The organism is Streptomyces sp. NPDC046308 (genome assembly GCF_055588065.1).
Genome location: NZ_JBVJFB010000009.1, coordinates 82,688 through 106,672, shown reverse-complemented (window position 1 = coordinate 106,672; position 23,985 = coordinate 82,688). Strand labels below are relative to the sequence as shown.

Sequence of the window (23,985 nt, the reverse complement as noted above, 5' to 3'; positions counted from 1 at the left end):
GTCGACCGGCGGCGCCGGCCGGCCGGCTTCGTAACCGGCCGCTCATCCGGCTCCCGGTGTAGAACCTCACCCGCTTCGTTCATATCGTCGGGGTCTGCTACCGGCCGGCTTGCCCTCGCTCCGCGGAATCGGGCGCTCCCTTCGGCGTCCGGCACCGTCCAGAGCGGGTACAAGACTCCGGGCCGACGTGCGTGCTCGATCCTCATCCCGGCCCCGGCGCGGGCCCCGGCGGGGGCCGGAGCGCGAGGGGCAACGGCGACGTCGACGCCGAAGACTGGGCCGGATCCCCCCGTCGATAGCCGCCTTCGCGAAGCGCACGGCGCCGGTCACGGTGTCGCGGTCGGTCAGCGCGAGCGTGTCGACACCGCGCTCGGCCTCGCGGCGGACCAGGTCGTGGGGTGGGAAGCGCCGTAGCGGGCGGAGAAGCTCCGCTGGCGACGTGCGGGTGCATTCACAGCCCATGCCCCACCCCCCACAAACGAAAATCGACAGCCCCGATGGCCTGGTCACCCCTCCAAGATATCGAACGTAAATCGAACCGAACGCATCGGTGACACCGCCCTATGTGTGAACGAGCGCCTGTTGAGACTGAGCCGCGCGATACTTGGCTCTGACCATGCTTCCGTGATGGCTGGAGACGGAATCACATGAAGGCGTTCTCTTCCCTGGCCTGCATCTCGTAGGGCGCCAGGTTCACGGTCGTAGGGGAAAGCTTGATGGTCGATGCGGCTTGCTGCGGACCGCCAGGGCCCTGTCCCCAGTGTCAGCTCCTGCGGCACGCGTCCACAGCCGGTACTGGCGTCACGTTAACGGGCTACCCGCTGGCGGCCGCCAGATGATCGTCCGTCTCCGTGTTCGCCGGTTCTTCTGTGATCAGAGCGGCGCCGGACAAAAGTGGAACAGGTGACTGGCCTGACCGAGACGTGTTCTCCTGGGCGTTTGGGTCTCCCTCAGCCGCGTTAGCTTCTCCAGGGCTGCGGATCTGTGGGACGCCCCCGGCCGAGAGTGCGAGAAGCAGTGCTTCGGCTGGCTCACCACCGACCTGCCGGTCTACCCGTCCACGACCCTCAACCTGAAGACCTACGTCCACACCCGCCCAGTCGGTGAGCGCCCCTTCGTCGAGCTTGAGCCCACCGACCACCCCGTCGCCGTCGAGCAGCGCACAGGAATCAGCCTGGACCGCGTGCGGGAGATCCCAGCGACTGTGCTCCACGCAGGCGACGACGCGCAGCTGTGACGGCCGGCAGCCCTGTATCGCCCACCGTCACAAGGATCAAGGGCAGGGCAATCGAGGCCTGGACCTCGGCGGCTTCGAGCCCGTGGCCGAAGGTCGGTCAGTGACCGACACCTGGTGGCAGGGCGAGGACTCCCCCATCGCCGTGTACCGGGGTGAGGCCGTGTGAGGACGATCAATGGCGCTGCAGTTCGCCACCCGCGGGCATGCCTCAATCAGCCCAGCCCTCGGCGTTGGAGCAGGATTCGTAGGAGTAGCGGGTATCGCGGTCCCACTCTTCCCCGGTGATGCGTTCGTATGCCCGGTCCGGTGTGTAGAGCAGGGGCTCGGCCCAGATGAGGTCGGTGGCGTAAGGAGTGAAGGCCGAAGGGTCCTGGAGGACGCTGTCGAATTCGGTGCGGCCGGCGGCTACGACCGCGGCACGGGTGTAGAGGAAGGCATCTCCGCCCAGGTCGTGTCCGTACTCCTTACGGTCCAGCCGGTAGAGCGCCCATGACAGTTGTTCGGCAAAGCCGATGACCAGTGACAACGGGGACTGGGCAAGCCGCTCGGTCAGCATTGCTGCAAGGAGTTCGGCGTCCGGGTCAGGTTCCGTGGGCCTGCAGTCTTCGATGAGCTGCCAGAAGGCGTCTTCGTTCATGCCGGCGAGCATGCCGCAGTGGTCTGACAGTCCTGGCTCCGCGTCACCAGTTCGCTGCGGCTGTGAGAAGGACGCGTCTGCGGAGCGGGGGGAGCCTGGCTCGTCCGAACGGCCCAGAGAGGGTCAGGCACGCCCCAGATTGCCCGCGGCGCGTTGTCCGGCACACCCTCGTCTGCAAAACGGCTGCCAGACGGGCCCCGGCACGGCCGGCGAGGGCAATTCGCGACGTACCGTGGCAGAGCGCCGGTGATCGTCCTCACGGAATGTGTGCCACCTCTGGCGGGGTCGGGGTGGGTGGCCGGGAAGGCTGCTGATCTCGCTGCGGAGCTGTCTGGAGAAGCCCTGGGTCCTGTAGCTCGCCCCGCCCGGCGGAGGCCGGGCGCATCGCCGCCCGGTAGCGGGACGGGGCGATCCCGAACCGCTCCGTGAACGCCTGCCGCAGCGCCTCGGCGCTGCCGAAGCCGCAGCGCGCCGCCACGCCCGCCATCGGCAGAGTCGTCGAGGCGAGCAGGTGCGCAGCGGCCTCGGTGCGAGCCTGCCGGACGTAACGGCCCGGCGGCCGGCCCAGCTGCTCCGTGAAGAGACGGGTGAGGTGGCGGGGCGTCACCCCAGCCCGCGCGGCCAGCGCCGCCGTGCTCAGGTCGCCGTCCGGGTGGGCCGCGATGTGCTCGACGAGGGCGCGAAGCCCGTCGTCAGGGGCTGACGGGGTCGCGGTGAACAGGCTCATCTGCGCCTGGTTCCCGGGCCGTTGCAGATACACCACGAGGTCCCGGGCCACCTGGCGGGCCAGTTCGGGGCCGTGGTCCTCCTCGACGAACGCGAGGGTGAGGTCCAGCGCGCTCGTCACCCCGGCCGCCGTGTAAACGTGACCGTCGCGGACGTAGATCGGGTCCGGGTCCACTGCCACCTTCGGGTGCCGATCGGCGAGCAAACGGGCGAAGCGCCAATGGGTGGTGGCACGACGGCCGTCTAGGAGCCCGGCGGCCGCCAATACCCCCGCACCCGTGCACACCGACGCCACCCGCCGGCTCTCCCGCGCCAGCCGGCGCACGTGCCCGACGAGCCGCGTGTCTGACGCCGCCCGCTCGAACCCCGTACCGCCGGAGACGATCAGCGTGTCGAGGGGGCCGCTCAGCCGCTCCAGCGACCGCTCACTGCCCAGGACGAGCCCCGAGCCGCAGACGAGGGGACCGCCGCCCGGACCGGCGAGGAGCACCCGGTACGGGACCTCGGGCGCACCGATCCCGTTGGCCATGGCCAGGGTCGTGGTCACGCACGCGATGTCCAGCAACTCGGCCGCCTCGTAGCCGACCACCACCATGAGCCTCTCCGCCATGCGCCGACCCTATGCCGGAAGGACGGGTACCCCAAGGGAAAGGACATGGTGGCCGGGCGCCGCTTCCCGCCGGCCCGGACGCCCCGGACCGTGGTTCTCGCCCACATTCGTCCCTACGCCCGCACGCGGGAGGCACCCGGATGCATACGATCGCGCGCCGCTGGCCCACTTTGATCGCCCTGGCCCTGGCGGCTCTGACCTTCCTCGACGGCCAGCCGGCGCCGGAGTTCCTCGCGGGAGTCCTCGCCGCGATGCCGCTGTTCTATCTACTCTTCGGCGTGTTTCGGGGTGAACTGCGCCGCCCGGGCGTCCTCGCAGGACAGCTCACCGGCTTCGTCGGCTTCGCCGCCGTCGCCCTGTCGACCGTTTTCCTGAACGGCACCCTCGCCCTGCTCGTCCTCGCGGCCGGCTGGCTGGCTGGGCCACGCCGTTTGGGACGCCGTCCATTACGCAAGGGCCCGGGTCGCGCCCCGGCAGTGGTCCGAATGGTGCGGCGTCTTCGACGCCTGCGGCGCTTTGGCCCTGCTGTTCGCCGCCGCGGCGGTCACCGGCTAGCGGACAGGGCGCTGGGGCGTGCCCAGCCGTCCGCGGCGAGTTGGACTTTGGTGCTCGTCGAGGAGGCCACCGCCGTCACGGCGGCCGCCGCGCACCTGCACCTGTGGGGAGCCGGCCCCGAACTCGACCCGCCCGGCTGCAGCAGGCACGGCATGGTCGAAAGGCCGGTCGAGGTGGAACACACGCTTGTTCACGGGGGCCCCGAACGGTCGGCAGTTTCTCGGCCAGGGAGGACGTCGCCCCCACAGCGGAACCGTACGACCCACGTCGCCTCGGTCGCACGATGCGGCTGCGTCTGCGGCTGCGCGACGGGGTCCAGGTGCTGCTGGCGGACCCCGTCGATCGCCGGGTGGCCGGACGCGCCTAAGTCGGCGGCCTGGAGCTGTTCACCGAAGCGCGGGCGCCGAAAGGGCAGAAGGCCGACCTCCAGACCTCCACTGATTCGGCCCTGCTTCTTGTCCAGGATCGGTAGGGCTTCATCCCGGTAGACGTAGCGGAGGTATAGGCGACGGACCGACGCTCCGGCTAGCAACAGCACTGGCGAGGCGACGAGGATGGCCGCTCAATGCGCTGATCCTCGAAGTCGCTTGTCAGCCTGTCCTGCGAGGTTTGGTGTCGACCTTGGGGTGGGCGGGTCGGCTGTATGCCTCGCCGGCGGCGAGGACTCTGCCCACGTCTGACGTGTGGCTTGGCGGCGGTTCTTCGCGTGCTGGTTTCTGAAGTCCTGTGGACGCGGGCGGGTGTCAGTCTGTTCGGTTCGGTTCGGCCACACGCTGCGGATGACGATCCCAGGACGAGTCGTGCGGGGTGCTGCGTGGTCTCCATGGACAGCGCCTCGCGCAGGAAGCCCGGGCTCCAGCCCTCCCCCAGCTACTCTTGGCACCCTGGCGCTGCGGCGTCGGCACCGCGCGGAAGAACACCTCGCACGTGCGCCGCGGCCTCGTCGTAGGAGTCGGTGAAACGCAGCCGGCCCGCCACGTCGTGGCCGGCAGAGCGTACGCGGCCGTCGCTGACACCCACGCACTGGAGACTCAATGAACCGTCGCATCTTGAGCGCCGCGCTGAACGTCCCGCTTCCCCCTGAAGCTGCCTTCCGGCTCTTCACCGCCCGGGGTGAGCGCGACTGGGTGCCGGGCTGAGAACCCGTCTTTCCTGTCGACACGCCAGACGACACCGCGCCGGGAACCGTCTGGCTCACCGCCTCGCACGATGAGGAGACGACATGGCTGGTCGCCTCCCGAGACTTCCCCCAGTCGGTCTCCTACGCCCGGATCACCCCGGGCGTCCGGGCGGGGACGGTCACCGTCACCCTGAAAGCGACCGAGGCCGGCAGCGAGGCGACGGTCACCTACGACATGACGCCCCTCACCCCGGCCGCAGCCAAGGCTCTCGACGAGTTCGCCGCCGAGTACCCGTCCTTCATCCGCTCCTGGGAAGAGCTCATCACCGCCCACCTGGCCTGAAGACCGCCGTTCGAGCGCGATGACAACGGCCTGGCCCTGTCGCAGACCTTGACCAGTGTGAGTAGGCGAGGCTCAGGTCAGGTGCGACAGGTCTGGACACACCCACTGATCGCTAAGCGTGACCGCTTCACGGACGCAACCGGCACCTCAGCCACTGACCCATACGGCCCGAACCAGACGTACGCATGGTCGAACGGCTCGTCAGCATAAGGAGCACCCGATCCAGCGCACCCAGCGCGGCCCGCCACCTGGTGCGGGCCACAACCGGTGGGCAGGGCGATGATGAAAGCATGACTGATCGAGACGACTTCCTGGCGTGGATCCGCACCACTCTGTACGAGGCGGAGGTCGCGCTGCACAACGGCGACGCGGCGCCCCGACGTGCCCTCTGGTCGCACACCGAGCCCGTGAGTGTCCTCGGTGCCTGGCGCAGCGCGGTTGGCCACGATGAGCTCGACGCCCTCTTCACCGGCCTGGCGAAGACGTTCAGCAACTGCACCTCGTACGCGTACGAGCTACTGGCTTACGACGTCAGCGTCGACATGGCGTACACGGTCGGACTGGAGCACACGTCCGCCTCTGTGGACGGGCAGCCCCGCACCTACACCCTGCGGGTCACCCAGGTGTACCGCAAGGAAGGCGGCACCTGGAGAGTGGCGCACCGGCACGCGGACACCGTGACAGCCTGACTCCCCCGCCCGGTTCAGCCCACGGCACGCGATGCCGGCCGGCCCTCCTACGGGGCGGGGATGAACTCCACGTCAGTGCCGCCGCAGGCAGCAGTGATGCGGCCGTCACCGCGACCGGGGAGGGCGGCTGCCCTGGTCGTTCGCGTATGCCTCCCGCCGCGCCGCGGTCCGTGCCGACGCCCCGACTGGCGGGGAGCGTCTACTTCCAAGAACGCGACAGCCTGGTAGCAATGGAGAAGCGTGCGGTCCGAGGAACATGTGGGGTGGGAGCAGGACTTCCCTGTCGGGAGCGAGGGCGGACACCCGGAGCGCGTTCTTGCACTCCAAGTGCAAAGACTTCGCCAAGCCGCACATCTGGGCGGTTTGAGTGGGTATCTACCTCGTATCGAGTCGTAATGACCCGAGAAAACCGACGAGACGGCCCTAGGAAATGACTGAGAACAACGCCCTGGAGCTGCTTTCGCAGGAGCAGGAGCAGGAGCAGTCCGAGATGGACTGCACCGCACGCTCCAGCTGTAGCTTCACGCTCGTGGACGACGAATGACCGAAGTGCCTGCCGATCGGACCCCTCGTCAGCAGCTGCGGGCCCGGGTACCGAAGACCCCGGCGCCGCCCGTCCAGTCGTGGGTCATGACGGAGGGTTGCACGCGCTCGCCGAGGTAGTCGAGCCGTTGGCCGGGCGTGGGATCCGTATGGCCGGGCGGCGCCACGCTCTGGGCGCCGGTGGCGGCCAGCAGGTAGTGACTGCGGCAGTACGCGAGCGGATCGCCGTTCAGCCAGGTGCCCGCCGAGTCGTTGAAGAGGACGAACCACGGCGCGATCGAAGTCTCGTACGCGGCGCGGGTGCCCAGCGACCGAGTGGCCGGCCAGGCCATCACCTCCGGCAACCTGCCCGCGGCGGCGCGGTCGCGAACGTGGCGGCCGTACTCCACGTCGGTCGGCACGTTGTCCTCGAAGACCTCGCCCTCGACGGTCCCGGGCCACACGTAGAACAGGAACTTGTCCCGCGCCTGGGCCAGGGTGGGCCAGGCCCCGGCCCGGGCGGCGGCGTCCGCGTCGGAGTACACGGAGCCCGTCAGATCCCCGGGCTTGAACACCCGGGAGGAACCGAGCCGATTCGCGATCAGCCGGTCCAGATCCCCCGGAGCCATGCCCGAGCGGCCGTAGAAGCCCCACTTCATCTCCAGCTTCACGTAGACCGGGTCGTGGCCGGGGTGCGCCTCGCTCCAGCGCCGCATGTCCGTGAGGCAGTCGGCGAGGTCGCCGTTCCTGACCTGCTTGCCGAAGATGTTCTTGCGCGTGCAGTTGCTGTCGCTGGAGAAGGGGTTGCTGTGGCTGACGACCCACCCGGAGACCGGGGCGGTGTACACGTCGATCTCCAAGAGCCTCGACCCGGCGTCGAGCCCATCGGTCAGCCGCCCGTACGTGGCCTTCTCGTACGCGTTGTGATTGCCGGAGAGGGTGATCCGGTCGAGCTTCAGGTCCTCGGCACCCGGAGTGGCGGCCGATGCCTGCTGTGGGCCGCACGCCATCCATGCCGCGAGGAGTACGGCGAGGGCGGGTGGGCCCCAGGGACGACGCGTGCTCGCTCTGGGCGCCTGAAACGACATGGGGACTCCATTCGGGGGCCGCACGGACGGGGGCGCGCCGGCCGCGTTCACGCACGGCGGCCGATCAGCGGTGAGCACCGTAGCCCGGGGCCCGGGGCGACCCACCGGCGATTTCGAGCCATTCGGCCACACGGCTCCCCGGGTCGCCTGGGAAACGTGAAGGTAAAAGATAGACAAAGTGCACCCAGGGTCAGGAGTGCCGCCGCCGCGCCGCCGACCCGACCCCCACCCGCCAACTCCCTTTCGACACAGGGATTCACCGGGCGCTCCCCGACGAGGAGTGACCGCCGGGCGCGTTTGAGCCTTTCATCGTGATTGTCTGTGGACGCCCGATTCGTTGGCGATTTATAACTGCACTCGAAGTGCAAATATAGGGACGTCGACGGCCGCAGCCGCCGTGGACGGTCCCGGGCAGGTGAGCGTTTGAGTGGGGAGCCCACCTGCCGTCGAGCGGGAAGCGGTGCGTCGGTCGGGGGGCCGACGCACCGCAGGTGCGGCCCCCTTCGGGCGGAACTCGGCGGACCCGAGCGGTGGACGCCTTGGCTCAGGTGTCTCCTGCGCCGAGGGAATCGGCCGCACATGCCGCAGTTCCAACCGGAGACACGGCTGCGGAGCCCAACGGCCCGCCAGCGTTGGGAGGTTCACCGACTCGGCCCCGTTCGTGGTGCGGGCGATCCGCCGGGGCACCGTTCGGCAAGCCCTTCCCGCAGTGGTCGGCGCGGGGCTTGAGGTGCCGTGGCCGGGTTCGGGCGTATGAGCTCAGGCGTCGGGTCAGGTCCGCCTGGGCTGCGGACGGCAAGTCGGGTGCAAGTGCCTGGCAATCGGGGTGCGAAGACTGGGGGGCATGACTACGAGCAACGCTTCGGACTCCGCCGTTCACCCCTACACCCGCGAGATGGCGATGATTCACCAGGTGTTCCGCCGCGAGTCGCGGCTGCTGGCCGAACTCGTTCAGGACGTTCAGCCCGCCGACACCGCGCGGTCCCGGATCCTCGCCGAGCACTGGCGGCTCTACTCGATCGGCCTGCACGCCCACCACACCGGGGAGGACGAGATGCTCTGGCCGGTCCTGCTGCCCCACCTGGACCTCGATGCCGAGCAGGTGCCGGCGATGGAGGCGCAGCACCGGGAGCTCTCCGACGGGATCGGCGAGGTCCAGGTGCTCATGGACCGGTGGCAGGCGAAGGCCCTGTCCGAGGACCGTGACGAGCTGGCCGAGGCGCTGCGCCGGCATCACCGGCAGCTGTGCGCCCACCTCGACGAGGAGGAGCGGCAGGTCATGCCTCTTGTCGCCCTCCACGTCAACGAGAAGGACTGGCACGCGGTCGGGGAGCGGGGCCTCGCCGAGACGCCCCGCAACCGGCTGATGATCGCGCTGGGCGCCATCCTGGAGGACACCTCTCCCGAGGAGCGCACGGAGTTCCTCGCCCGGCTGCCCGTTCCGGCGCGGGTGCTGTGGAAGCTGCTCGGGCAGCGGCAGTACCGGCGCGAGACCGACCGGATCCGGGGGCGGCGTACGACCGCGTGACCGCCGCCCCCGCCGACCGGGCCGGATGCGCGCCCGTGCGTCCGGCCCCGTTGTCCACCCCTCACCGATCGAGGAATCTCGCCAATGCGCATCGGATTCGCCGTCCCCCAGTTCGGTCCGTTCGCCGACCCCCGCCTGTCCGCCGGCATGTGCACGGCGCTGGAGGCGCTGGGCTGCCACAGTCTCTGGGTGGCCGACCGTCTCCTGGCCCCGCTCACCCCGCCCGAGGGGTACCCGGGCGGGAAGATGCCCGTCCGGTACGGCACCCACCTCGACCCGCTGCTCGCGCTGGGCGTGGCGGCCATGGCGACCGAACGGGTACGGCTGGGCAGCAGTACGCTCAACGCCCTGTGGCAGCCGCCCCTCGTGCTCGCCCGGGCGCTGACGACACTGGACCTGCTCAGCCGCGGGCGTCTGGACGTGGGCCTCGGGCTGGGCTGGATGCGGGAGGAGTACGAGGCTGCCGGAGTGCCTTGGGAAGGCCGCGGCGCCCGGTTGGAGGAGACGCTTGACATCCTCGACGCCGTATGGCGGCCCGGGTCGGTGGTCCACACCGGCCCGCTGTGGACGATCCCCGAGTCGACCGTCCTGCCCAAGCCCCTCCAGAAGCCGCGGCCACCGCTGCTGCTGGGCGGATTCACCCCACCTGCCCTGGAGCGGGTGGGCCGGCGTGCCGACGGCTGGCTCGCGGCCTCGATGCCGCTGGAGTACCTCCACGGTCTGTGGACCGTGGCTTCCGCGGCGGCCGAACGGGCGGGACGGGACCCCGCAGGACTGCGGCGGGTGCTGCGGGTGAACCCCGACGTCACCACGTCCTCGGCCGACCTGGCGGAAGGCCACCACCGTGGGACCGTGCGCCAGATCTGCGACCACCTGCGCACGATGTGCACGGCGGAGACCGACGAGGTGCTCGTGGACCTCCAGTTGACGACGGACGCGCCGGGCCGGTTCCTCGAGCTGGCGGCGGAGTTCATGGCCGAGCTGGCCTGAACCGCCACATAGCGGACTCGATGCAGGACCGGTCTGCCTTGTGAAACGACCTTCAGTGACGCGACGGTCCCGGCTCCGCCGCCGTGACCGTCGCGTTCTCCTCACACGCCGGCCCGAGGCGGGCCAGGGCCGCCCGGGCGGCTTCCGACCAGTGCGGGGAGTCCCATGCGGCTGCCACGCGGGCGGCCTCCTGGTAGTGGCGCTGCGCGTCCTGCGCTCGGCCCAGGAACTGGGCGAGTTCGCCCAAGGTCTGCGCGACGGGCCGGAAGACGAGGCTGAGGCTGCTCGCTCCGCCTGCCAGCCCCTGAAAGGGAAGGAGATCGCGGTAGACCTCGGCGGCCGCTTGCCCGTCTTCGAAGGCGATGGCGGCGATGCCGCGCAGGGCGGTGAGGATGGAGTAGACGAAGTCGCGGCGGATCGGCACCCTGCGGGCGAAGACCTCGCGGGCCTCTTCGGCGCGGTCCGCGGCCAGCAGGGCGAGGGCGGTGAGGGCTTCGTTGAGCGGCTGGTACTGCTCCCACACCGCGAGCACCACCGGCAGGATTTCGGCGAGCCGGTTCTGCTGCAGGCGGATGCATCCGGCCGCGAGGGCTGCCAGTCCGCTGAGGTCCACCGCCCCACGCGCGCGCAGTTCCGCCACTGCGGACGCCAGGTCCCGCTCCGCCTCGCCGAACCGGCCCTGGGCCATGGCGGCCATGGGGCGGCGCAGCTGGGCGATCGCGAAGGCGCCGCTCAGCTCGTAGGTGCGGGCGATCTCGTCGGCGCGTACGAGACACCGCTCCATCTGCGCCGGGTCGTTGTCGGCGGCGGCGATCCGGGCGGCGATGTAGGAACTCATCCAGGAGTACTCGGGGCTGTCCTGGGAGGCGGCGACCTCGGTGAGCTCCTCGTGGAGTTCGCGGTAGGCGGCGGGTTCCAGTTCGCCGTCGATGCGGCGCAGCAGGGAGGTGAGGGCCAGGCCGTGTAGCCGGGGATCGCCCAAGGTCCTGGCGATCTCCAGGGCCTGGCGTGCCGCGGTCACGGCGCGGGGGTCGGTGTCGTCGAGTGCGTCGGCGAGCTGGTCGAGGAGCAGGCACCGCTGCCGGTCGTCCGGGTGGTGGTTCTCCAGCAGGTTCGTGAGCTCCGCGACGGCTTCGGGGTCGCAGGCCGCGTACGGGCGGACGCGCCAGGGTGTCGGTTCGGTCCATGTCGTGTAGGCGGCGGTCAGCAGGTCTGCCCGGCCCTCGGCACGGGCCACCCGGACGGCCTGCTGCTGTGCGTCGCGGGCCGGTACGACGGCTCCCATACGGATCCGGCAGTCGACGAGCTGGCCCAGCAGCATGACCCGCAGCAGGGCCGCGTCCTGGTCGGCGAAGGCTGCCGGTTGGTCGTCCAGGAGGCCGAGGGCCGTGTTCAGCAGGGCTTCGGCGTTCTGCGGGGCGTAGCGGCGCACGGCTTGTTCGCATGCGAGCCGGGCATGGTGGACGGCGGGGCCGGCGTCGGCGGTCACGACCGCGGCTGCCCGCAGGAGGTGATGGGCGGTGGCGGCGACGTCGTCCGAGCCGAGGGCGATCAGGCTCCTGCCGAGTCGGGAGTGCATCCGGGCCAGCCGCAGACGGGTGAGGTCCGCCTCCAGGGCGTCGCGGACGAGGGCGTGGCTGAAGCGCACGGTACCCGGGCGCGGTTCGGTGAGCAGTCCGGCGGTGATGCCGGTGTCCAGGGCGTCGAGGAGTTGGTCGGGGTCGCTGTCCGCGGCGTGCACGAGGAGGGCGACCGGAGCCTCCCGTCCGGCGACGGCGGCGAGCCGCAGTCCTGCGGTGACGGTCGGTGCGAGCAGGGCGAGCCTGCGCCGCAGTACGTCCTGGACACCTTGGGGGATGCGGGCCAGTGCCTGCTGTTCGCCCTCGCCGGCCAGCAGGAGGGAGCTTTCCCGGAGGTAGAAGGGATTGCCTCCGGCCCGTTCGGCCAGGGCCGTCGCCGCCTGGTCGCTGATGTCGGTCGCGGAGCGGCGCAGGAGTTCCCTCGCCTGGGCGTCCGACAGGCCGGCGAGGTTGATTCGTACGGGCGAGCAGGCGGCCAGGCGTGCCAGTGCGCCGGTCAGGTCGCCCTCGCCGGTGCGGTACGAGCCGATCAGGACCAGTGGTACGTCGCGCAGGTGCTCGGCGCACAGCAGGAACAGCTCGACGCTCTCCTGATCGGCCCGGTGCAAGTCGTCCAGCATGATCGTCAGCGGCTGCCGCGCGGCTGTGTCGCGGAGCCAGCCGAGCAGCGCCCGGTGCAGGCGAAAACGCCGGGCCGGGCTGCCGTCCGGCTGGGCGGACCCGCTTGCCGTGCCCGGGGTGAGCAGGGGGGCCAGCTCGTCGGCGTACGGTCCCGGTGGGGCGTTCTCGGCGAGGTCGGGGAGGAGGTCGAACCAGGCCCGGCCGGGCGGGGCGCCCTCGGTCTCCGGGCAGTGTCCTGAGCCGACCAGCCAGCCCTGGGCCGGCAGTTGGCGCAGGGTGGCTTGCAGGATGGTGGACTTGCCGATTCCGGCTTCGCCGGAGACCAGGACCACCTGTGCTCGGCCGTCGCGTGCCCGGTCCGCAGCGGCGGCGATCGCTGCCAGCTCCTCGTCACGGCCCACGAGGGGGCCGGCCGTCAGCACCGTCGACGCCGTCAGCACCGTGGACGCCGTCGGTCCGGTCTGCGCCGCCGGTGCCGTATGTCCGGCAGCAGCGATGAAACCGCGTACCGCCGTGGGGGTGCTGGCTGCCCCGGCTCCGGCGGTGGCCGTGACGGGTGTCCCGGTTGCCTGGTGGAGGACGTCGAGGCGCTGGTGCAGCAGGGCCTGTTCCAGCTCCAGCAGGGCCGGCCCGGGTTCGACGCCGAGTTCTTCCGCGAGGACGTGCCGGGCCTGCCGCAGTGCGGCCAGGGCGTCGCCTTGGCGGTCGCGGGCCCACAGTGCCAGCGCCAGCAGCCGCCATCCCTCCTCGTGCAAAGGCTGTTCACGGGTCAGCGCGCCCGCGTCGGCGAGAGCCTGCGCCGCCTGCCCGTGGCGCAGCCGCACGGCGGCGAGCCGTTCACGGGCAGCGCGGTGCAGTTCCTCCAGGCGGGTACGTTCACCGGCCGTCCACGGCTCGTCGCCGAATTCGGCGTACGGCTGGCCGCCCCACGAGGCGAGCGCTTCGGCCAAGCCCTCGGCCGCTGCGTGGGACGGCAGACCCACGGCCGAGTAGGCCGTGACCCGGTCCTCGAACATCCAGGCGTCCACCGCGTCCCGCTCCAGGGCGAGGGCGTAGCCGTAGCGCGCGCTGAGCAGGAGCCGGGCGGGGCTGCGCGGTGCTCGTTCCGGTTCGAGGACGCGCCGCAGGCGTGCGATGTAGGCGTGCAGCGACGCCGGCGCGCTCGAGGGGACGCGGGTGGGCCACAGCCTCTCGATGATCCGCTCGGTGGGGACGAACTCTCCACGTGCGAGGACCAGTTGAGCCAGAACCATCCGAGCGAGCCGGCCCGGCGTGTCAACCGGGCGGCCGCCGACCTCTACCCGGAACGGGCCGAGCACCTTCAAAGTGACCATGACAACCACATCGTAGACGGCGCAGCGCCGTGGAAGATCTCCGGCGGCGGTGCCGGGAGCGGGGAGAACGTCGTCTTTTCCGTTTCCCCGGCCGCGCCGTCCAGCCTCGTGACCCGATGATCCGGACCGGTGGTCAATGGTGTGGAGACTTCATGACGGCGCGCCCTGTGTGCGCGGGCGCGGCCAGGGCACGGAACTGATCCCATTGCACCTTCGGGCGGTGCAGACCGCGCCGCTCGAGGTAGCGGTCGGTGGACCGCTTCGTCTGGCGCAGCACCCGCAGGGCGTCACTGACCCGGCCCGACCCCATGGGTTCGATCACGGTGGACGGCGTGAGGAGCCAGCCCGAGTCGGACCGTCGCAGGTCTCCGCGTACGAGTGCGTTGTACATGTGGTTGAGCTGTTCGTCGTGCCGGTGCACCAGCAGACTGGCCGGGCCCGGCTCGACAGGACAGTCCGAAGGCACCTCGACGAGGTAGCCCAGCGGTGTCGGCCTCGGGCGGGTACGGGCGAGCAGCGGAGCACCCGAGGCGTCCCGGCCGGCGAGTACCGCCGTGGGGTGGCCGCCGAGTTGCGCGGCTCCGGGCAGCGTCTGCGTGGTCGTTGCGGGAGCCGGTGCCCCTTCCTGGAGCAGTTCCGCCAGACTCGGCCGAACGCTCACCCGCTCGGGCTCGACGGTGATGAGGAGGCGCAGGTAGTACCAGGACATCATGGGCCTCAAGGGGCGCTTGAGGTAGGAGCGGCTGTGCGGCTGGCGTTCGAACAGCCTGCGCCAGTATTCCTCGGCCCCTTCCGGGCTCGCCATGATCGTGTCAGGGCAGCGGGCGCGGCCGCTGACGAACACCTGCGGGGCCCGGTCCATCCCGCTGCCCGTCGGGTCGGAGAAGAGCAGTGCGACCCGGCCGTCGCGGCGTACGTTCAGCGCCTTCTGCGCGAAGGCGAGGGACGTGGTCAGCAGGAGAGTCCCGTCCTCGCGCCGGGCTACGGCCGTCGGCCAGGCCAACGGGGTTCCGTTCTTGCCGAGGGTGACGAACTCGCAGGTGCGGTAGGCGTCCAGGACGTCGTGGGGAGCCGAGTCGAGTACCGTCATCGCGTCGCTCCGCAGACGAACGGGGTACGGAGGGAGCGATCCCCCGGTACGGGCGGCATCCGCTCCGCGGTGCGGTCGCGAAGCGGCGGCCGGATGGACTCGTCGGCACCGTTGGGGTGGCGGTGCGACAACCTGTGTGCGGTCGAACGGTCCGCGGCCGCGGCCGCGGCCGCCCGACCCGTCGCGCCGTGTGGGACGGCTTGAATCAGGGGTGACAGGGGCGTCCGCTCGCGGGAGAAGACGCGGTAGGCCGCGATCATCTCGTGGGGGCGGGGCCGCTCGGAGGAACTGCTGGGTGACACGCTCGCTTACTCCAGGATCGAATGCCGACAGCGGATACGACACGGTGTCCCCCGGGCCTTGCCGTGGACTTGGTGCTGACTTGCTCCTCTGCTCGGCTGCCGCGGGGTGCGCCCCACTGGCCGTCTCCACCAACGGCATGCCATCGGTCGAGGGAGGCACGCCCTGGGAAGAGCTGCGCGACGCACACCTCGCCCGGCTCGCCGCCCAACGCCACGCCCCGGAACCGCGCCCTGGTCGCCGTATCCGTCGAGCCCGTGGCTATGCCGAGGGCCGAGTGCCGAAGTCGAAGGTCGAGCCGTACGCGGTGATCCGCCGAGACCACCGTCAGGGCGGCATCGCGATGCGTGCGCCGGAGCACAAGTACGGCGCGACCCGGCGGACCGTTCGCAGGGCCCTGGATGCCCAGGAGCCGGAGCCGCGCGAGAAGCACCGTCCGCGGACCACCCGGCTGGACCCGTACCAGCGGAACATCGACGGCTTCCTCGAGGCGGATCCGGAAGCGCCGCCGAAGCAGAGGCACACCGCGGAGCGGGACCGGAACCGGGCCTCACCGCCCCGCTCACACCAAGGCTCAGGCCGACCGCGTCGCGGCTGCCCCGGCGCCCGGGCCCCCGAGGAGGAGACGAAACGGCCGCCTCACGCGGCGCATGCAGTAAGACGCGCTTCCGCAACGCCCTCTACCAGGCCGGCGTGGTTCGTTCACCGTCCCTTGTCCTTCTTTCCCTTGGCCTTCCCGGGGATCTTCGTTGCCTCCGGAGCCTTCGTCGGACGGTCTCTGCCGGTTGGAGCAGAGGATGAATCGGTCGGGCTGGGGGACGCCTCGGGTCCTGTGAGGGAAGGTGCCGCGGCAGGCAGCTGCGGGGCTGATGCCGGGGCGGCGGGAGGCGACGCGGGCAGCGGGTGGGAGCCTGCCGGGCCGGCCATCTCGGTGTTCTCCGACGCCGAGGGTCGCTCGGGCGAGGGAGCTGTGTTCGGTGTGCTCTTCCCTGCTGTGATGCCGCCCACCACCAACGCGCAGCCGGCCGCGACACTCGCGGCCGCAAGGCTCCATGCGGCCGCCTGTCGGCGGCTGATGGCCCTGCTCTGCGTTCGTGCGGGCGTTCGCATGGGGTGAGCGGCAGGGGGTGGCGGAGCTGAGCGGTGGGTGGAGGTACTGGTGAGCGGCGCCCGGGCTGTGGTGCGAGGCCGGGGCGCCTGTGCCATGTCCTGCAGGCGCTGGTGGACGGTGGCGGCGTCGGGGCGAGCCGAGGGGGCCGGGGCGGTCATCGTCCTGAGGAGGCGGTCCAGGTCGTCCGGCAGCCCTTCGGGTATCCGGGGTTGGCGCAGGAGGTGGGCGGTGCCGATTTCCACGGGCGTGCCCTGGTATTCGCGGTGGCCGGTGAGTGCTTCGAGGAGGGTCATTCCCAGGGCGTATATGTCGCTGGCGGTGCTCGCGCCTTGGCCGAGGAACTGTTCCGGGGCCATGTAGGCGAGGGTGCCGACCAGGGTGTCGGGGGCGCTGTGGGAGTCCTCGTGGACGGTACGGGAGAGCCCGAAGTCGGCCAGGTGTGGGGAGCCCTCCTCGCCCAGGAGGATGTTGGAGGGTTTCACGTCGTGGTGGATGACGCCGTGGGCGTGAACGTGGTCAAGGGCTGAGGAGATGTCGGCGCCGATCCGCGTGACCTGGAGGGCGCCGAGGGGGCCGGCGTCCATCCAGGTGCGCAAGGTGACGCCACGGATCAACTCCGTCACCATGTACGCGCCTTGGCCGTGTCGGCCGGCGTCGTAGACGGTGACGAGGGCACGGTGCGACAGGCGGGCCAGTGTGCGGGCTTCGTCGCAGAAACGGTCGGCAGTGACCGTGTCGGTGCCCGCGCGGAACACCTTGACGGCGACCTCGCGGCCCAGCGTCTCGTCGATGCCGCGGAAGACATCCGCCGTACCGCCGGACCCTATGAGGCCCTGGAGCCGGTAGCGACCGCCCAGGATGGCGTCGCGTTCAGGCGCTGCTCCCTGCTCGGGGACGGACCGGGTCGGCATACGGAGTCCTCCTCCACTCGCGGGCAGTGCCGCGCGCCTACCCCTTGGGGCTCGCCCTACGCCTCGTCTCCGGCAGCCCGCACCGGTACGCACAGCCCCACTGCCGGCCGTCAGGTCACCCATGGCCTGCCGGAAGTGCCTCAACTGAGCGAGGCGCGGCCCGGGCTGCGCTCGTAGCAGCGGAACGGCTCCGCCCTCAGCAGAGAGGGGGAGCCGTTTCCGTCCACGTGTGACGACGTCGTTCAGGCGTGGCTGTGGTGGCGCTTGTTGCCGGTGACCAGTCGGTAGAGGGCGAGGAGGATGACCGAGCCGATGATGGCGGCGATCCAGGTGGACAGGTCGAAGAACCCGTCGATGGAGTCGACGCCGAAGATGACCTTGCCGAGGAAGCCACCGAGCAGGCCGCCGGCGATGCCGATCAGCATCGTGATGATGATGCCGCCCGGGTCCTTGCCCGGCATCAGCGCCTTGGCAATGAAGCCCGCGAGCAATCCGATCAAGATCCAGGCAATGATGCCCATGCGCTTCTCCTACCTCGATGTATGAACTTGGTGTCAAACACCGTTTGCACCACGCCAGGGTTTCCAAACGTTCGGATTTTTTGATCGTGCGCAGGTCGGACCTACGCGTAACCACCGGCTCCGTGGGGCGCGAGCGCGAGCACCGTGCCGGCCTCGGCGTCGGTCTGCTCTCCACGGCCGCACCCGCGGATCAGCCGGAGATCAGGCGCTGGCTGAGGGTGGTGCGGGGTGGGGCACTTCGGATTCGGCGACCCATTGCGCGAGGGAGGTCAGGGTGGTTTCGGCGCTGTCCGCCATGTAGGCGCGCAGTGCGTCGAGGTCGCCGCGGCTGGTGCCCAGCACCGGGTCGAGGCGCAGGAGTTGCCAGGACTGCCGTACGACCGTTCCGCGTCCCTTGGGGCGCAAGCTCCAGCTCCATCGCACGATGCCGTCCTCGGCGCCGCCGACGACGAAGGTGAAGGCGGTGCCGGGTTCTGCCTGCGTGATCTGGGACCGGGTGGTCCACTGTCTGCCGTCCCTGTGGTTGCGGCCGCTGAACCACGCGCCGACTCGGGGGCCGGCATCGCGGTCGAATACGACGTCGGTGGCGTCGGGGCTCCACCGGCCGATCGCGGACACGTCGCTGATCAGGCCGTAGACCCGCAGGGGGCTGGAGTCGACCCATGCGCCCCTGGTGAAGGCGAAGTCCGCTGCGTTCAGGGTGTCGAAGGGGTCGTGCTCGCGAGGGGCGGTGCTCAAGGCGTCCTCCTGGATGAAGAGTGCGGGATGCGATAGGGCACAGCTCATCGCCGCCCGGCCCCGGGTGCCAGACCCGCTGGTGCGTATCCCGGGCAGGGAGAGGCTGTGCGTCGCGGACCGACCCATACTCGGAGTCATGAACGGGACATCACAGCTCGGGGACTTCCTGCGGACGCGGCGCTCCCAGCTGCGACCCGATGCGGCCGGGGTACCCACCTACGGGGAACGCCGGCGCGTGCCGGGTCTTCGCCGCGAGGAGCTGGCGCTGCTGGCGGGGGTGAGCGCCTCCTACTACACCCGCCTGGAACAGGGGCACTCGCTGGGCGCCTCACCCGAGGTGCTGGACGCGATCGCCCAGGCCCTGCGGCTGGACGAGTCCGAGCGTCGGCACCTGCACGACCTGGCCCGATCGGCCAAGCCCCGCGGCCGAAGGGGCCCCGCGCCAGAGCGGGTGACGGAGCCGAATGCCCAGCTGCTGGCCGCGCTCGGGGACGTCCCCGCGATCGTGATCGGCCGGCGCAGTGACGTTCTGGCCTGGAACCGGATGGGCCACGCGCTGTTCGCCGACACCTCGACCTCGGCGCCCCGGATGTCCCGGCGGAGCGCCCCAACATGGCCCGCCTGGTGTTCCTCGATGCCCATACCCGCGACCTGTACGAGAACTGGCCGAGCAAGGCCAGGGCGGTGGTGGGAAATCTGCGCCTGGTGGCGGGCCAGTACCCGCAGGACGCCGCCCTGCACACACTGCTGGGTGAACTGAGCGCGAGGAGTGAGGACTTCGCGTCCATGTGGGCCGACCACCGGGTCCAGGCCTGCACGGCCGCCAGTTACGAGATGCGGCACCCGTTGGTCGGTCCACTGACCGTCATGCAGCAGACCCTGAGCCAGGGGTTGGGCCCCAGCATCGTGGTCGCCACCACCTCGGCGGGCTCGACCTCGCGCGCCGCCCTGGACCTCCTCGCCCAGGCCATCACCCGGTCCCTCCCTGCTCGTTCGGACAACCGGCTCGCCACAGGCTGATCCCGGTAACGTCCGTCTCCCTTCCCCCCTGTCGGCCCGCACCCGCGCGTGTACCGGCCGTGCATCCCTCCACCCTCATGCGTCGGCGTGTCGCTGCCGCATGCCCGAAACCAGTGAAGGAACAGCGTGTTCACCAAGCTCTCCAAGACCGCCGTGTCCGCAGCCGCCCTGGCCGCCGCCGCGGTCACGATGGCCACCTCGGCTCCCGCGTCGGCCGCCTCCGCCCCGCTCAGGTGCGCACGCACCGCCGTGCACTTCGACCTGGCCGAGGGCCAAACGCCGGAGAACATCGCCCTGGCCCCGGGCGGCACCGCGTACGTCACCTTCGCCCGGGCCCGCCAGGTCGCCGCCGTCTCCCGCGGCGGCAGCGTACGCATCCTGGCCACCCTGCCCGAACCCGCCGACGGGGGCGTCCACACCCCGGCCCTTGGCTTCCCTCTGACCACCGGAATCGTCCGCGCCGACGACGGCACCCTGTTCTTCCTCTACGCGACCGGCACCGCGGACCTGACGGGCGTATGGCGCCTGCGCCCGGGCGGCCGGCCGCAGCGCATCTCCGCGTTGCCTGCCTCGGGCCTGCCCAACGGCCTCGCCCTGGACACCCGTACCCGAACCCTTTACGTCACCGACTCCACCCTCGGCACCGTCTGGCGCGTGCCCGCCTCCGGCGGCGCAGCCACCGCCTGGTCCACCGACCCCGCGCTGGCTCCCGCGGGGTTCCTCGGCGCCAACGGCCTGAAGATCCACAACGGAGCTCTCTGGGCCACCAACCTCGACAAGGGCACCGTCCTTCGCATCCCGATCCTCGCCGACGGGCGGTCCGGCACCGCCAGGGTCACTGCCACCGGCCTGGCCGGGATCGACGACTTCGTCTTCACCGGTCACGGCGACCAGATCATCGCCGCCCTCAACACCGTCAACCAGGTCGCCTTGGTCCGGCCCGACGGCACCCGCACCACCCTCCTGACCGCCGCCGACGGCCTCCAGGGCCCGACCTCCATCGCGCTGCGCGGCGACACCGTCCACGTCATGAGCGCCGCATACCTCACCGCCGAGGACCCCAACCTCATCCTCGCCCGCCTGGGCGGCTGAGTCCCGCCCGGCACGGCGCCCGTCAGCGCATCACCGTCATCCGGCGGCCTTCGCATGCGCGCCTGGTTCTCACCAGCCCGCGATTCGGACGACGAAGAAAGCGGCGACCAGGACTGCCCCGGCGGCGATGAGGCCCAGGATGGCCCAGGGGTGCTCCCACAGCCCTCCGTCCGGACGTTCCTGGTGGGCGGATGCCGTCGAGCCCTCCACCTCGGGTGTCTCCTCCGGCGGGACCTTCGGTGCGGACATGATTCCTCCTGTTGCCCTCATCAGCGTCCGGCAGGCTCGGTTCCCGCCTGCCGTGGTTGGGTCGCGGGCCCTCGGGGGGCGAGATCCTCGAGGTGCGCCATGAGATCGTCGACCAACGCCCGCACCTCAGGACCGGGATCCCTGCCCCTCCGAAGGGGCGGCGGGCTTCCCACCACCGCGCGTGAGGCGAAGCCGGTGTCCAGGTGGCGAAGCCGGGCGTCCACCACAACGATGCGCCGCCTGCGCTCCTCTCGCGCCAGGACGCCGAGCCAGCAGGCCAAGGCGGCTTTCGACGCCGCGTAGTCCGCAGTGCCGGTGAGCGGGGCGTTGACGATCGCCCCGCTCACGGCGGCCAGGAAACCGCCGTCGCGTACTGCGGGCACCGCACCTCTCAGCACGGCCATCGGGCACAGGGCGTTGACGGTCATGAGGTGCTCGGCGGCGGCGTTCGGGACCTCCGCGGCCGATCCGAAGCCCGCGACCCCGATCGTCACGAGGACACCGTCAAGGCCGCCCAGCTTCGCCCGCGCCCACGGTCCCGCATCGGCGCAGCCATCCAGGTCGTAGGCGTCCAGCCGACGGGTGGGACAGCCTGAGCTCGCGGCCAGCTCGGCCAGCCTCCGCTCGTTGCGCCCGGCCAGAGCGAGGTGGGCGCCGCGACCGATCAGCTCCATTGCCGCGAGACGGCCCACCTCCCCCGTCGCACCGACCACCAGTACTCGTGCCGCGGACTCACACGTGGTCATCTCGGCGCTCCACGAGCCTGTCGTGAGCGGCAGCCGCGGGGCCGGTCTGAGGGAGGGAGAGTGCCGCCTCGCGCGCCGCGAGCTCAGGGTGTCGGCGCCGCCAGTACGGATTGTCCCGGGTCAGCCCGCCGCTGACCCGGCCGTACATCCCGAAGGTCATGACCAGCAGGCCCATCAGGAAGCTGAAGACGACGTTCGACAGGCCGAAGTCCAGAATGTTGCCCCCATGCCCGATGAGGAACAGGTGGACGAATCCGCTCACCACGAAGAGGACGCCGACAGTGATGTTGACCGTCGAGGCGACGTTGCCTCCCACTGCCGAAGCGACGACCAGAAGCAGCCCGAAAACCACAGAGATGCCGCTCAGCAGGCCGTTCGTGGACAGACCTGCGATGTGCTGCCCATCCGTACCGAAAGAGGACAGGCCGTCGGCGAAGCCGAGACAGCCGAATACCAGAAGCAGCAACCCGCACAGTGCGGAACCGACCCGATACACCTGGTTGAGCCTGTGGTCCACGGGCAATTCGTCTCGAAGGCGCATGGGCCCTCCCACGATCGCGAGGTCTCGTCCCGAGGAGACCAGCATGACCAGGGCCCGCCCTGGCGGAAACTCGCAATGTTTGTGCATTGAATCCGGCGGACGGTGCGCTACCGACAGGGCTTGGGCCGCGACCACGCGGTTCGGCGAGCGCTCGACGGGTTGCGCCTGCTCCGGCACACGGCGGCGCGTCCGACGCGTCGCTCACGCGTCCGCGCGTAGCCTGGCGGCAGCCGCCAGAACCCCAGTCGGGCAAGGAATGTGAGGACATTCATGGCCAAGACGCAGGACGACGGGCACGACGTGGTGGTCATCGGTGCGGGGGCCGCCGGGCTGGCATGCGCATCCGACCTCGCCAAGGCCGGCCTGCGGGTGCGCCTGGTGGAGGCGGAGGACACAGTGGGTGGCCGCATCCGCACCGACCGCGTCGCGGGCTTCACCACCGACCGCGGGTTCCAGGTCTTCAACACCTCCTACCCTCAGGTCAGGCGCCGCCTCGACCTGCCCGCCCTTTTCCTGCGGGCGTTCACTCCCGGGGTGTTGATCCACACCGACCGGGGGCGGATCCGCCTCGCTGATCCCACGCGGCGCCCGCGCGACGGCATCACTCTGCTCACGGGCGGGCAGGTCAAACCACGCGATCTGCTGGCCTTCGGTGTCCTGTCGGCACGCGCCGTACTAGAACCCGCCTCCCGTGTCCGGGCCCGGCCTGATGTCACCACCCGGGCGGCCCTGGCCGATGCGGGGTTCTCCGAGGACTTCGTCGAGACGTTCTTCCGGCCGTTCCTGTCAGGGGTTTTCCTGGAGGACTCGCTGGAGACCTCAGCCCGCTTCTTCCACCTGGTCTGGCGCAGCATGCTGCGCGGCACGCTCTGTCTGCCGCGCGACGGCATCGGCGCCGTGCCGGAACAACTCGCCGGCGGGCTGCCCTCGGGGCTGCTGCGTACGTCGTCGCCGGTGACGGAGCTGACGCAGACGGGAGTGGTGCTCGCCGGCGAGGAGGTGCGTGCGCGGACCGTCGTAGTGGCCACCGGTGCCGGCGCTGCGGCACGCCTGCTGCCCGGCCTCGCGCCGTCTGCGGGCCGGACCGTTACGACGCTTTACCACGCTGTCGGCAGCTCGCCCCTGCCCGAGCCCACCCTTCTGGTCGACGCCCGCCGCAGATTCCTGAACACGTGTGTCCTCACCGAGGTCCAGCCCGGCTACTCCAGCGACGGCAGGGCTCTGGTGTCGACCTCCGTGCTCGGCACGCCGGGCCCGGTGGAAGAGGCGGCTGTGCTCACTGCCCTCGCCGAGGCGTATGGAGCGGACACCAGAACCTGGGAACCGGTGCACCGTGTGACCGTACGGAACGCCCTGCCTGTCATGCCCCCGCCCCTGCTCTTGACCCGCACCACCCGTTTCGCCCCGGGCCGCTACGTCTGCGGGGACCACCGGGCAACGGGCTCGCTGCAGGGAGCACTCGCCTCGGGAGCGAGGGCGGCCCGCGAGGTGATCACCGACCTCAAAGGCACCGGCACGCCCTGACGGACGCCACTCCCCTGGCTACCGCGCCTCACCAGCCTGCGGTTCCCACACCGCCCTTGAAGGGGCCCCGGATCTCGGCGGTGATCCAGCCGCCGTAGAAGTCACCGGGCTGGGCCAGCACTCGCTCGCCGGCCACGGTACAGAGATCAACTTTTCCCGCGTAGAAGGCCAGGTGGCCGGCGATGCTCGCGTAGGCCGGAGACGGAACCTCATAGCTCCAGGCCGCGTCTGAGACGGTCCACCCGCCGACGGCCAGGTTCCAGTGGGTGGCGCGTCCCTTCCATTCGCAGAAGGTCCCCACCTGCGACTTCGACAACAGGTCGGTGCGGACGTCGCCGGGCGGTACGTAGAAGACCGGCGGGTGACTGGTCTCCAGCACACGTCGGCAAGCCCGTGAATCGGCTAGCACCACTCCGCGATACACGATCACCACGCGCCGCGCATCAGGCTCCACCCGCGGGGGTCGCGGATAGTCCCAGACCGACTCGGGGGGCAGTGGACCGTCCGCGGACCAAAACTCAGTCATCGCACTCACCTCCCCCTGCTCTTCCCGGTGTGCAGC

19 protein-coding genes and 2 pseudogenes are annotated in these 23,985 nt (G+C 70.7%); 8 read left to right on the top strand and 13 right to left on the bottom strand.

The genetic code is table 11. From position 1 onward, the window contains the following. Positions 1–218: 218 nt before the first annotated feature. A pseudogene (locus tag ACZ6JT_RS30255) lies at positions 219–451 on the bottom strand (PHP domain-containing protein); the annotation flags it as partial. Between the two features lie 309 nt (positions 452–760). Here ACZ6JT_RS30255 and ACZ6JT_RS30250 point away from each other — a divergent pair. Beyond that, a complete protein-coding gene (locus tag ACZ6JT_RS30250; protein ID WP_469214601.1) occupies positions 761–907 on the top strand; it encodes a transposase family protein in 147 nt (48 codons plus the stop codon). Positions 908–931: 24 nt separating this feature from the next. Continuing rightward, positions 932–1,237 carry a DUF2199 domain-containing protein gene (locus ACZ6JT_RS30245; protein ID WP_469215005.1) on the top strand — a complete coding sequence of 102 codons (306 nt, stop codon included), beginning with the start codon at positions 932–934 and terminating at the stop codon, positions 1,235–1,237. Between the two features lie 208 nt (positions 1,238–1,445). Here ACZ6JT_RS30245 and ACZ6JT_RS30240 read toward each other — a convergent pair whose 3' ends face one another. Both ACZ6JT_RS30240 and ACZ6JT_RS30235 read right to left on the bottom strand, forming a co-directional pair. After that, positions 1,446–1,874: a DUF4240 domain-containing protein gene (locus tag ACZ6JT_RS30240; protein ID WP_469214599.1), complete on the bottom strand. Its 429-nt coding sequence runs from the start codon at positions 1,872–1,874 to the stop codon at positions 1,446–1,448. Positions 1,875–2,130: 256 nt separating this feature from the next. Next, positions 2,131–3,210, bottom strand: coding sequence for a GlxA family transcriptional regulator (locus tag ACZ6JT_RS30235; RefSeq protein ID WP_469214597.1), 1,080 nt, complete (start codon positions 3,208–3,210; stop codon positions 2,131–2,133). A 2,308-nt stretch (positions 3,211–5,518) separates the two neighbouring features. Between ACZ6JT_RS30235 and ACZ6JT_RS30230 the strand changes: the two genes are divergently transcribed. After that, the gene (locus ACZ6JT_RS30230) at positions 5,519–5,917 is read left to right on the top strand and encodes a YybH family protein (RefSeq protein WP_469214595.1); all 399 of its coding nucleotides are present in this window, start codon (positions 5,519–5,521) and stop codon (positions 5,915–5,917) included. 572 nt (positions 5,918–6,489) lie between these two features. On the opposite strand, the gene ACZ6JT_RS30225 is transcribed toward ACZ6JT_RS30230, so the two are convergent. Next, complete coding sequence (locus ACZ6JT_RS30225; protein ID WP_469214594.1) at positions 6,490–7,527, bottom strand: Ca2+-dependent phosphoinositide-specific phospholipase C; 1,038 nt, start codon at positions 7,525–7,527, stop codon at positions 6,490–6,492. A gap of 844 nt (positions 7,528–8,371) precedes the next feature. Between ACZ6JT_RS30225 and ACZ6JT_RS30220 the strand changes: the two genes are divergently transcribed. Both ACZ6JT_RS30220 and ACZ6JT_RS30215 read left to right on the top strand, forming a co-directional pair. After that, positions 8,372–9,055 carry a hemerythrin domain-containing protein gene (locus tag ACZ6JT_RS30220; RefSeq protein ID WP_469214592.1) on the top strand — a complete coding sequence of 228 codons (684 nt, stop codon included), beginning with the start codon at positions 8,372–8,374 and terminating at the stop codon, positions 9,053–9,055. A gap of 84 nt (positions 9,056–9,139) precedes the next feature. Then, complete coding sequence (locus ACZ6JT_RS30215) at positions 9,140–10,045, top strand: TIGR03619 family F420-dependent LLM class oxidoreductase (RefSeq protein WP_469214590.1); 906 nt, start codon at positions 9,140–9,142, stop codon at positions 10,043–10,045. Positions 10,046–10,097: 52 nt separating this feature from the next. Here the strand turns inward: ACZ6JT_RS30215 and ACZ6JT_RS30210 are convergent, their stop codons facing one another. The 5 genes from ACZ6JT_RS30210 to ACZ6JT_RS30190 all read right to left on the bottom strand — a co-directional run bounded on the left by ACZ6JT_RS30210 (position 10,098) and on the right by ACZ6JT_RS30190 (position 18,251). Further along, entirely contained in the window at positions 10,098–13,499 is a 3,402-nt protein-coding gene (locus tag ACZ6JT_RS30210; RefSeq protein ID WP_469214588.1) for an ATP-binding protein, read from the bottom strand. Positions 13,500–13,713: 214 nt separating this feature from the next. Beyond that, complete coding sequence (locus ACZ6JT_RS30205; protein ID WP_469214587.1) at positions 13,714–14,670, bottom strand: pyridoxamine 5'-phosphate oxidase family protein; 957 nt, start codon at positions 14,668–14,670, stop codon at positions 13,714–13,716. A 1,002-nt stretch (positions 14,671–15,672) separates the two neighbouring features. After that, complete coding sequence (locus ACZ6JT_RS30200; RefSeq protein ID WP_469214585.1) at positions 15,673–16,992, bottom strand: serine/threonine-protein kinase; 1,320 nt, start codon at positions 16,990–16,992, stop codon at positions 15,673–15,675. Between the two features lie 242 nt (positions 16,993–17,234). Continuing rightward, complete coding sequence (locus ACZ6JT_RS30195) at positions 17,235–17,513, bottom strand: GlsB/YeaQ/YmgE family stress response membrane protein (RefSeq protein WP_469214583.1); 279 nt, start codon at positions 17,511–17,513, stop codon at positions 17,235–17,237. 201 nt (positions 17,514–17,714) lie between these two features. Continuing rightward, positions 17,715–18,251 (bottom strand): SRPBCC family protein, encoded by a 537-nt coding sequence (locus ACZ6JT_RS30190; RefSeq protein WP_469214581.1) that lies wholly within the window; start codon positions 18,249–18,251, stop codon positions 17,715–17,717. Positions 18,252–18,387: 136 nt separating this feature from the next. Here ACZ6JT_RS30190 and ACZ6JT_RS30185 point away from each other — a divergent pair. Beyond that, a pseudogene (locus tag ACZ6JT_RS30185) lies at positions 18,388–19,271 on the top strand (helix-turn-helix domain-containing protein). A 126-nt stretch (positions 19,272–19,397) separates the two neighbouring features. Further along, complete coding sequence (locus tag ACZ6JT_RS30180; RefSeq protein WP_469214579.1) at positions 19,398–20,363, top strand: SMP-30/gluconolactonase/LRE family protein; 966 nt, start codon at positions 19,398–19,400, stop codon at positions 20,361–20,363. A gap of 69 nt (positions 20,364–20,432) precedes the next feature. On the opposite strand, the gene ACZ6JT_RS30175 is transcribed toward ACZ6JT_RS30180, so the two are convergent. Genes ACZ6JT_RS30175 through ACZ6JT_RS30165 form a run of 3 tightly spaced genes read right to left on the bottom strand, consistent with a single transcriptional unit; the run spans position 20,433 to position 21,899 of the window. After that, positions 20,433–20,612 (bottom strand): DUF6480 family protein, encoded by a 180-nt coding sequence (locus ACZ6JT_RS30175; protein WP_469214577.1) that lies wholly within the window; start codon positions 20,610–20,612, stop codon positions 20,433–20,435. A 20-nt stretch (positions 20,613–20,632) separates the two neighbouring features. Further along, on the bottom strand, positions 20,633–21,358 hold the full coding sequence (locus ACZ6JT_RS30170) for an SDR family NAD(P)-dependent oxidoreductase (protein WP_469214575.1): 726 nt from the start codon (positions 21,356–21,358) through the stop codon (positions 20,633–20,635). Further along, entirely contained in the window at positions 21,345–21,899 is a 555-nt protein-coding gene (locus ACZ6JT_RS30165) for a DUF4383 domain-containing protein (RefSeq protein WP_469214573.1), read from the bottom strand. Before ACZ6JT_RS30165 ends, ACZ6JT_RS30170 begins: the two co-directional genes overlap by 14 nt. A gap of 270 nt (positions 21,900–22,169) precedes the next feature. Here ACZ6JT_RS30165 and ACZ6JT_RS30160 point away from each other — a divergent pair, with 270 nt between their 5' ends. Continuing rightward, positions 22,170–23,423, top strand: coding sequence for an NAD(P)/FAD-dependent oxidoreductase (locus ACZ6JT_RS30160; RefSeq protein WP_469214571.1), 1,254 nt, complete (start codon positions 22,170–22,172; stop codon positions 23,421–23,423). 28 nt (positions 23,424–23,451) lie between these two features. Here ACZ6JT_RS30160 and ACZ6JT_RS30155 read toward each other — a convergent pair whose 3' ends face one another. Further along, positions 23,452–23,949: a DUF427 domain-containing protein gene (locus ACZ6JT_RS30155; protein WP_469214568.1), complete on the bottom strand. Its 498-nt coding sequence runs from the start codon at positions 23,947–23,949 to the stop codon at positions 23,452–23,454. Positions 23,950–23,985: the final 36 nt, after the last annotated feature.

Coding starts and splice junctions, on each gene's coding strand:
- ACZ6JT_RS30240 (WP_469214599.1), bottom strand. CDS start 1,874: ATGAACGAAGACGCCTTCTGGCAGCTCATCGAAGACTGCAGGCCCACG.
- ACZ6JT_RS30235 (WP_469214597.1), bottom strand. CDS start 3,210: ATGGCGGAGAGGCTCATGGTGGTGGTCGGCTACGAGGCGGCCGAGTTG.
- ACZ6JT_RS30230 (WP_469214595.1), top strand. CDS start 5,519: ATGACTGATCGAGACGACTTCCTGGCGTGGATCCGCACCACTCTGTAC.
- ACZ6JT_RS30225 (WP_469214594.1), bottom strand. CDS start 7,527: ATGTCGTTTCAGGCGCCCAGAGCGAGCACGCGTCGTCCCTGGGGCCCA.
- ACZ6JT_RS30220 (WP_469214592.1), top strand. CDS start 8,372: ATGACTACGAGCAACGCTTCGGACTCCGCCGTTCACCCCTACACCCGC.
- ACZ6JT_RS30215 (WP_469214590.1), top strand. CDS start 9,140: ATGCGCATCGGATTCGCCGTCCCCCAGTTCGGTCCGTTCGCCGACCCC.
- ACZ6JT_RS30210 (WP_469214588.1), bottom strand. CDS start 13,499: ATGGTTCTGGCTCAACTGGTCCTCGCACGTGGAGAGTTCGTCCCCACC.
- ACZ6JT_RS30205 (WP_469214587.1), bottom strand. CDS start 14,670: ATGACGGTACTCGACTCGGCTCCCCACGACGTCCTGGACGCCTACCGC.
- ACZ6JT_RS30200 (WP_469214585.1), bottom strand. CDS start 16,992: ATGCCGACCCGGTCCGTCCCCGAGCAGGGAGCAGCGCCTGAACGCGAC.
- ACZ6JT_RS30195 (WP_469214583.1), bottom strand. CDS start 17,513: ATGGGCATCATTGCCTGGATCTTGATCGGATTGCTCGCGGGCTTCATT.
- ACZ6JT_RS30175 (WP_469214577.1), bottom strand. CDS start 20,612: ATGTCCGCACCGAAGGTCCCGCCGGAGGAGACACCCGAGGTGGAGGGC.
- ACZ6JT_RS30170 (WP_469214575.1), bottom strand. CDS start 21,358: ATGACCACGTGTGAGTCCGCGGCACGAGTACTGGTGGTCGGTGCGACG.
- ACZ6JT_RS30165 (WP_469214573.1), bottom strand. CDS start 21,899: ATGCGCCTTCGAGACGAATTGCCCGTGGACCACAGGCTCAACCAGGTG.
- ACZ6JT_RS30160 (WP_469214571.1), top strand. CDS start 22,170: ATGGCCAAGACGCAGGACGACGGGCACGACGTGGTGGTCATCGGTGCG.
- ACZ6JT_RS30155 (WP_469214568.1), bottom strand. CDS start 23,949: ATGACTGAGTTTTGGTCCGCGGACGGTCCACTGCCCCCCGAGTCGGTC.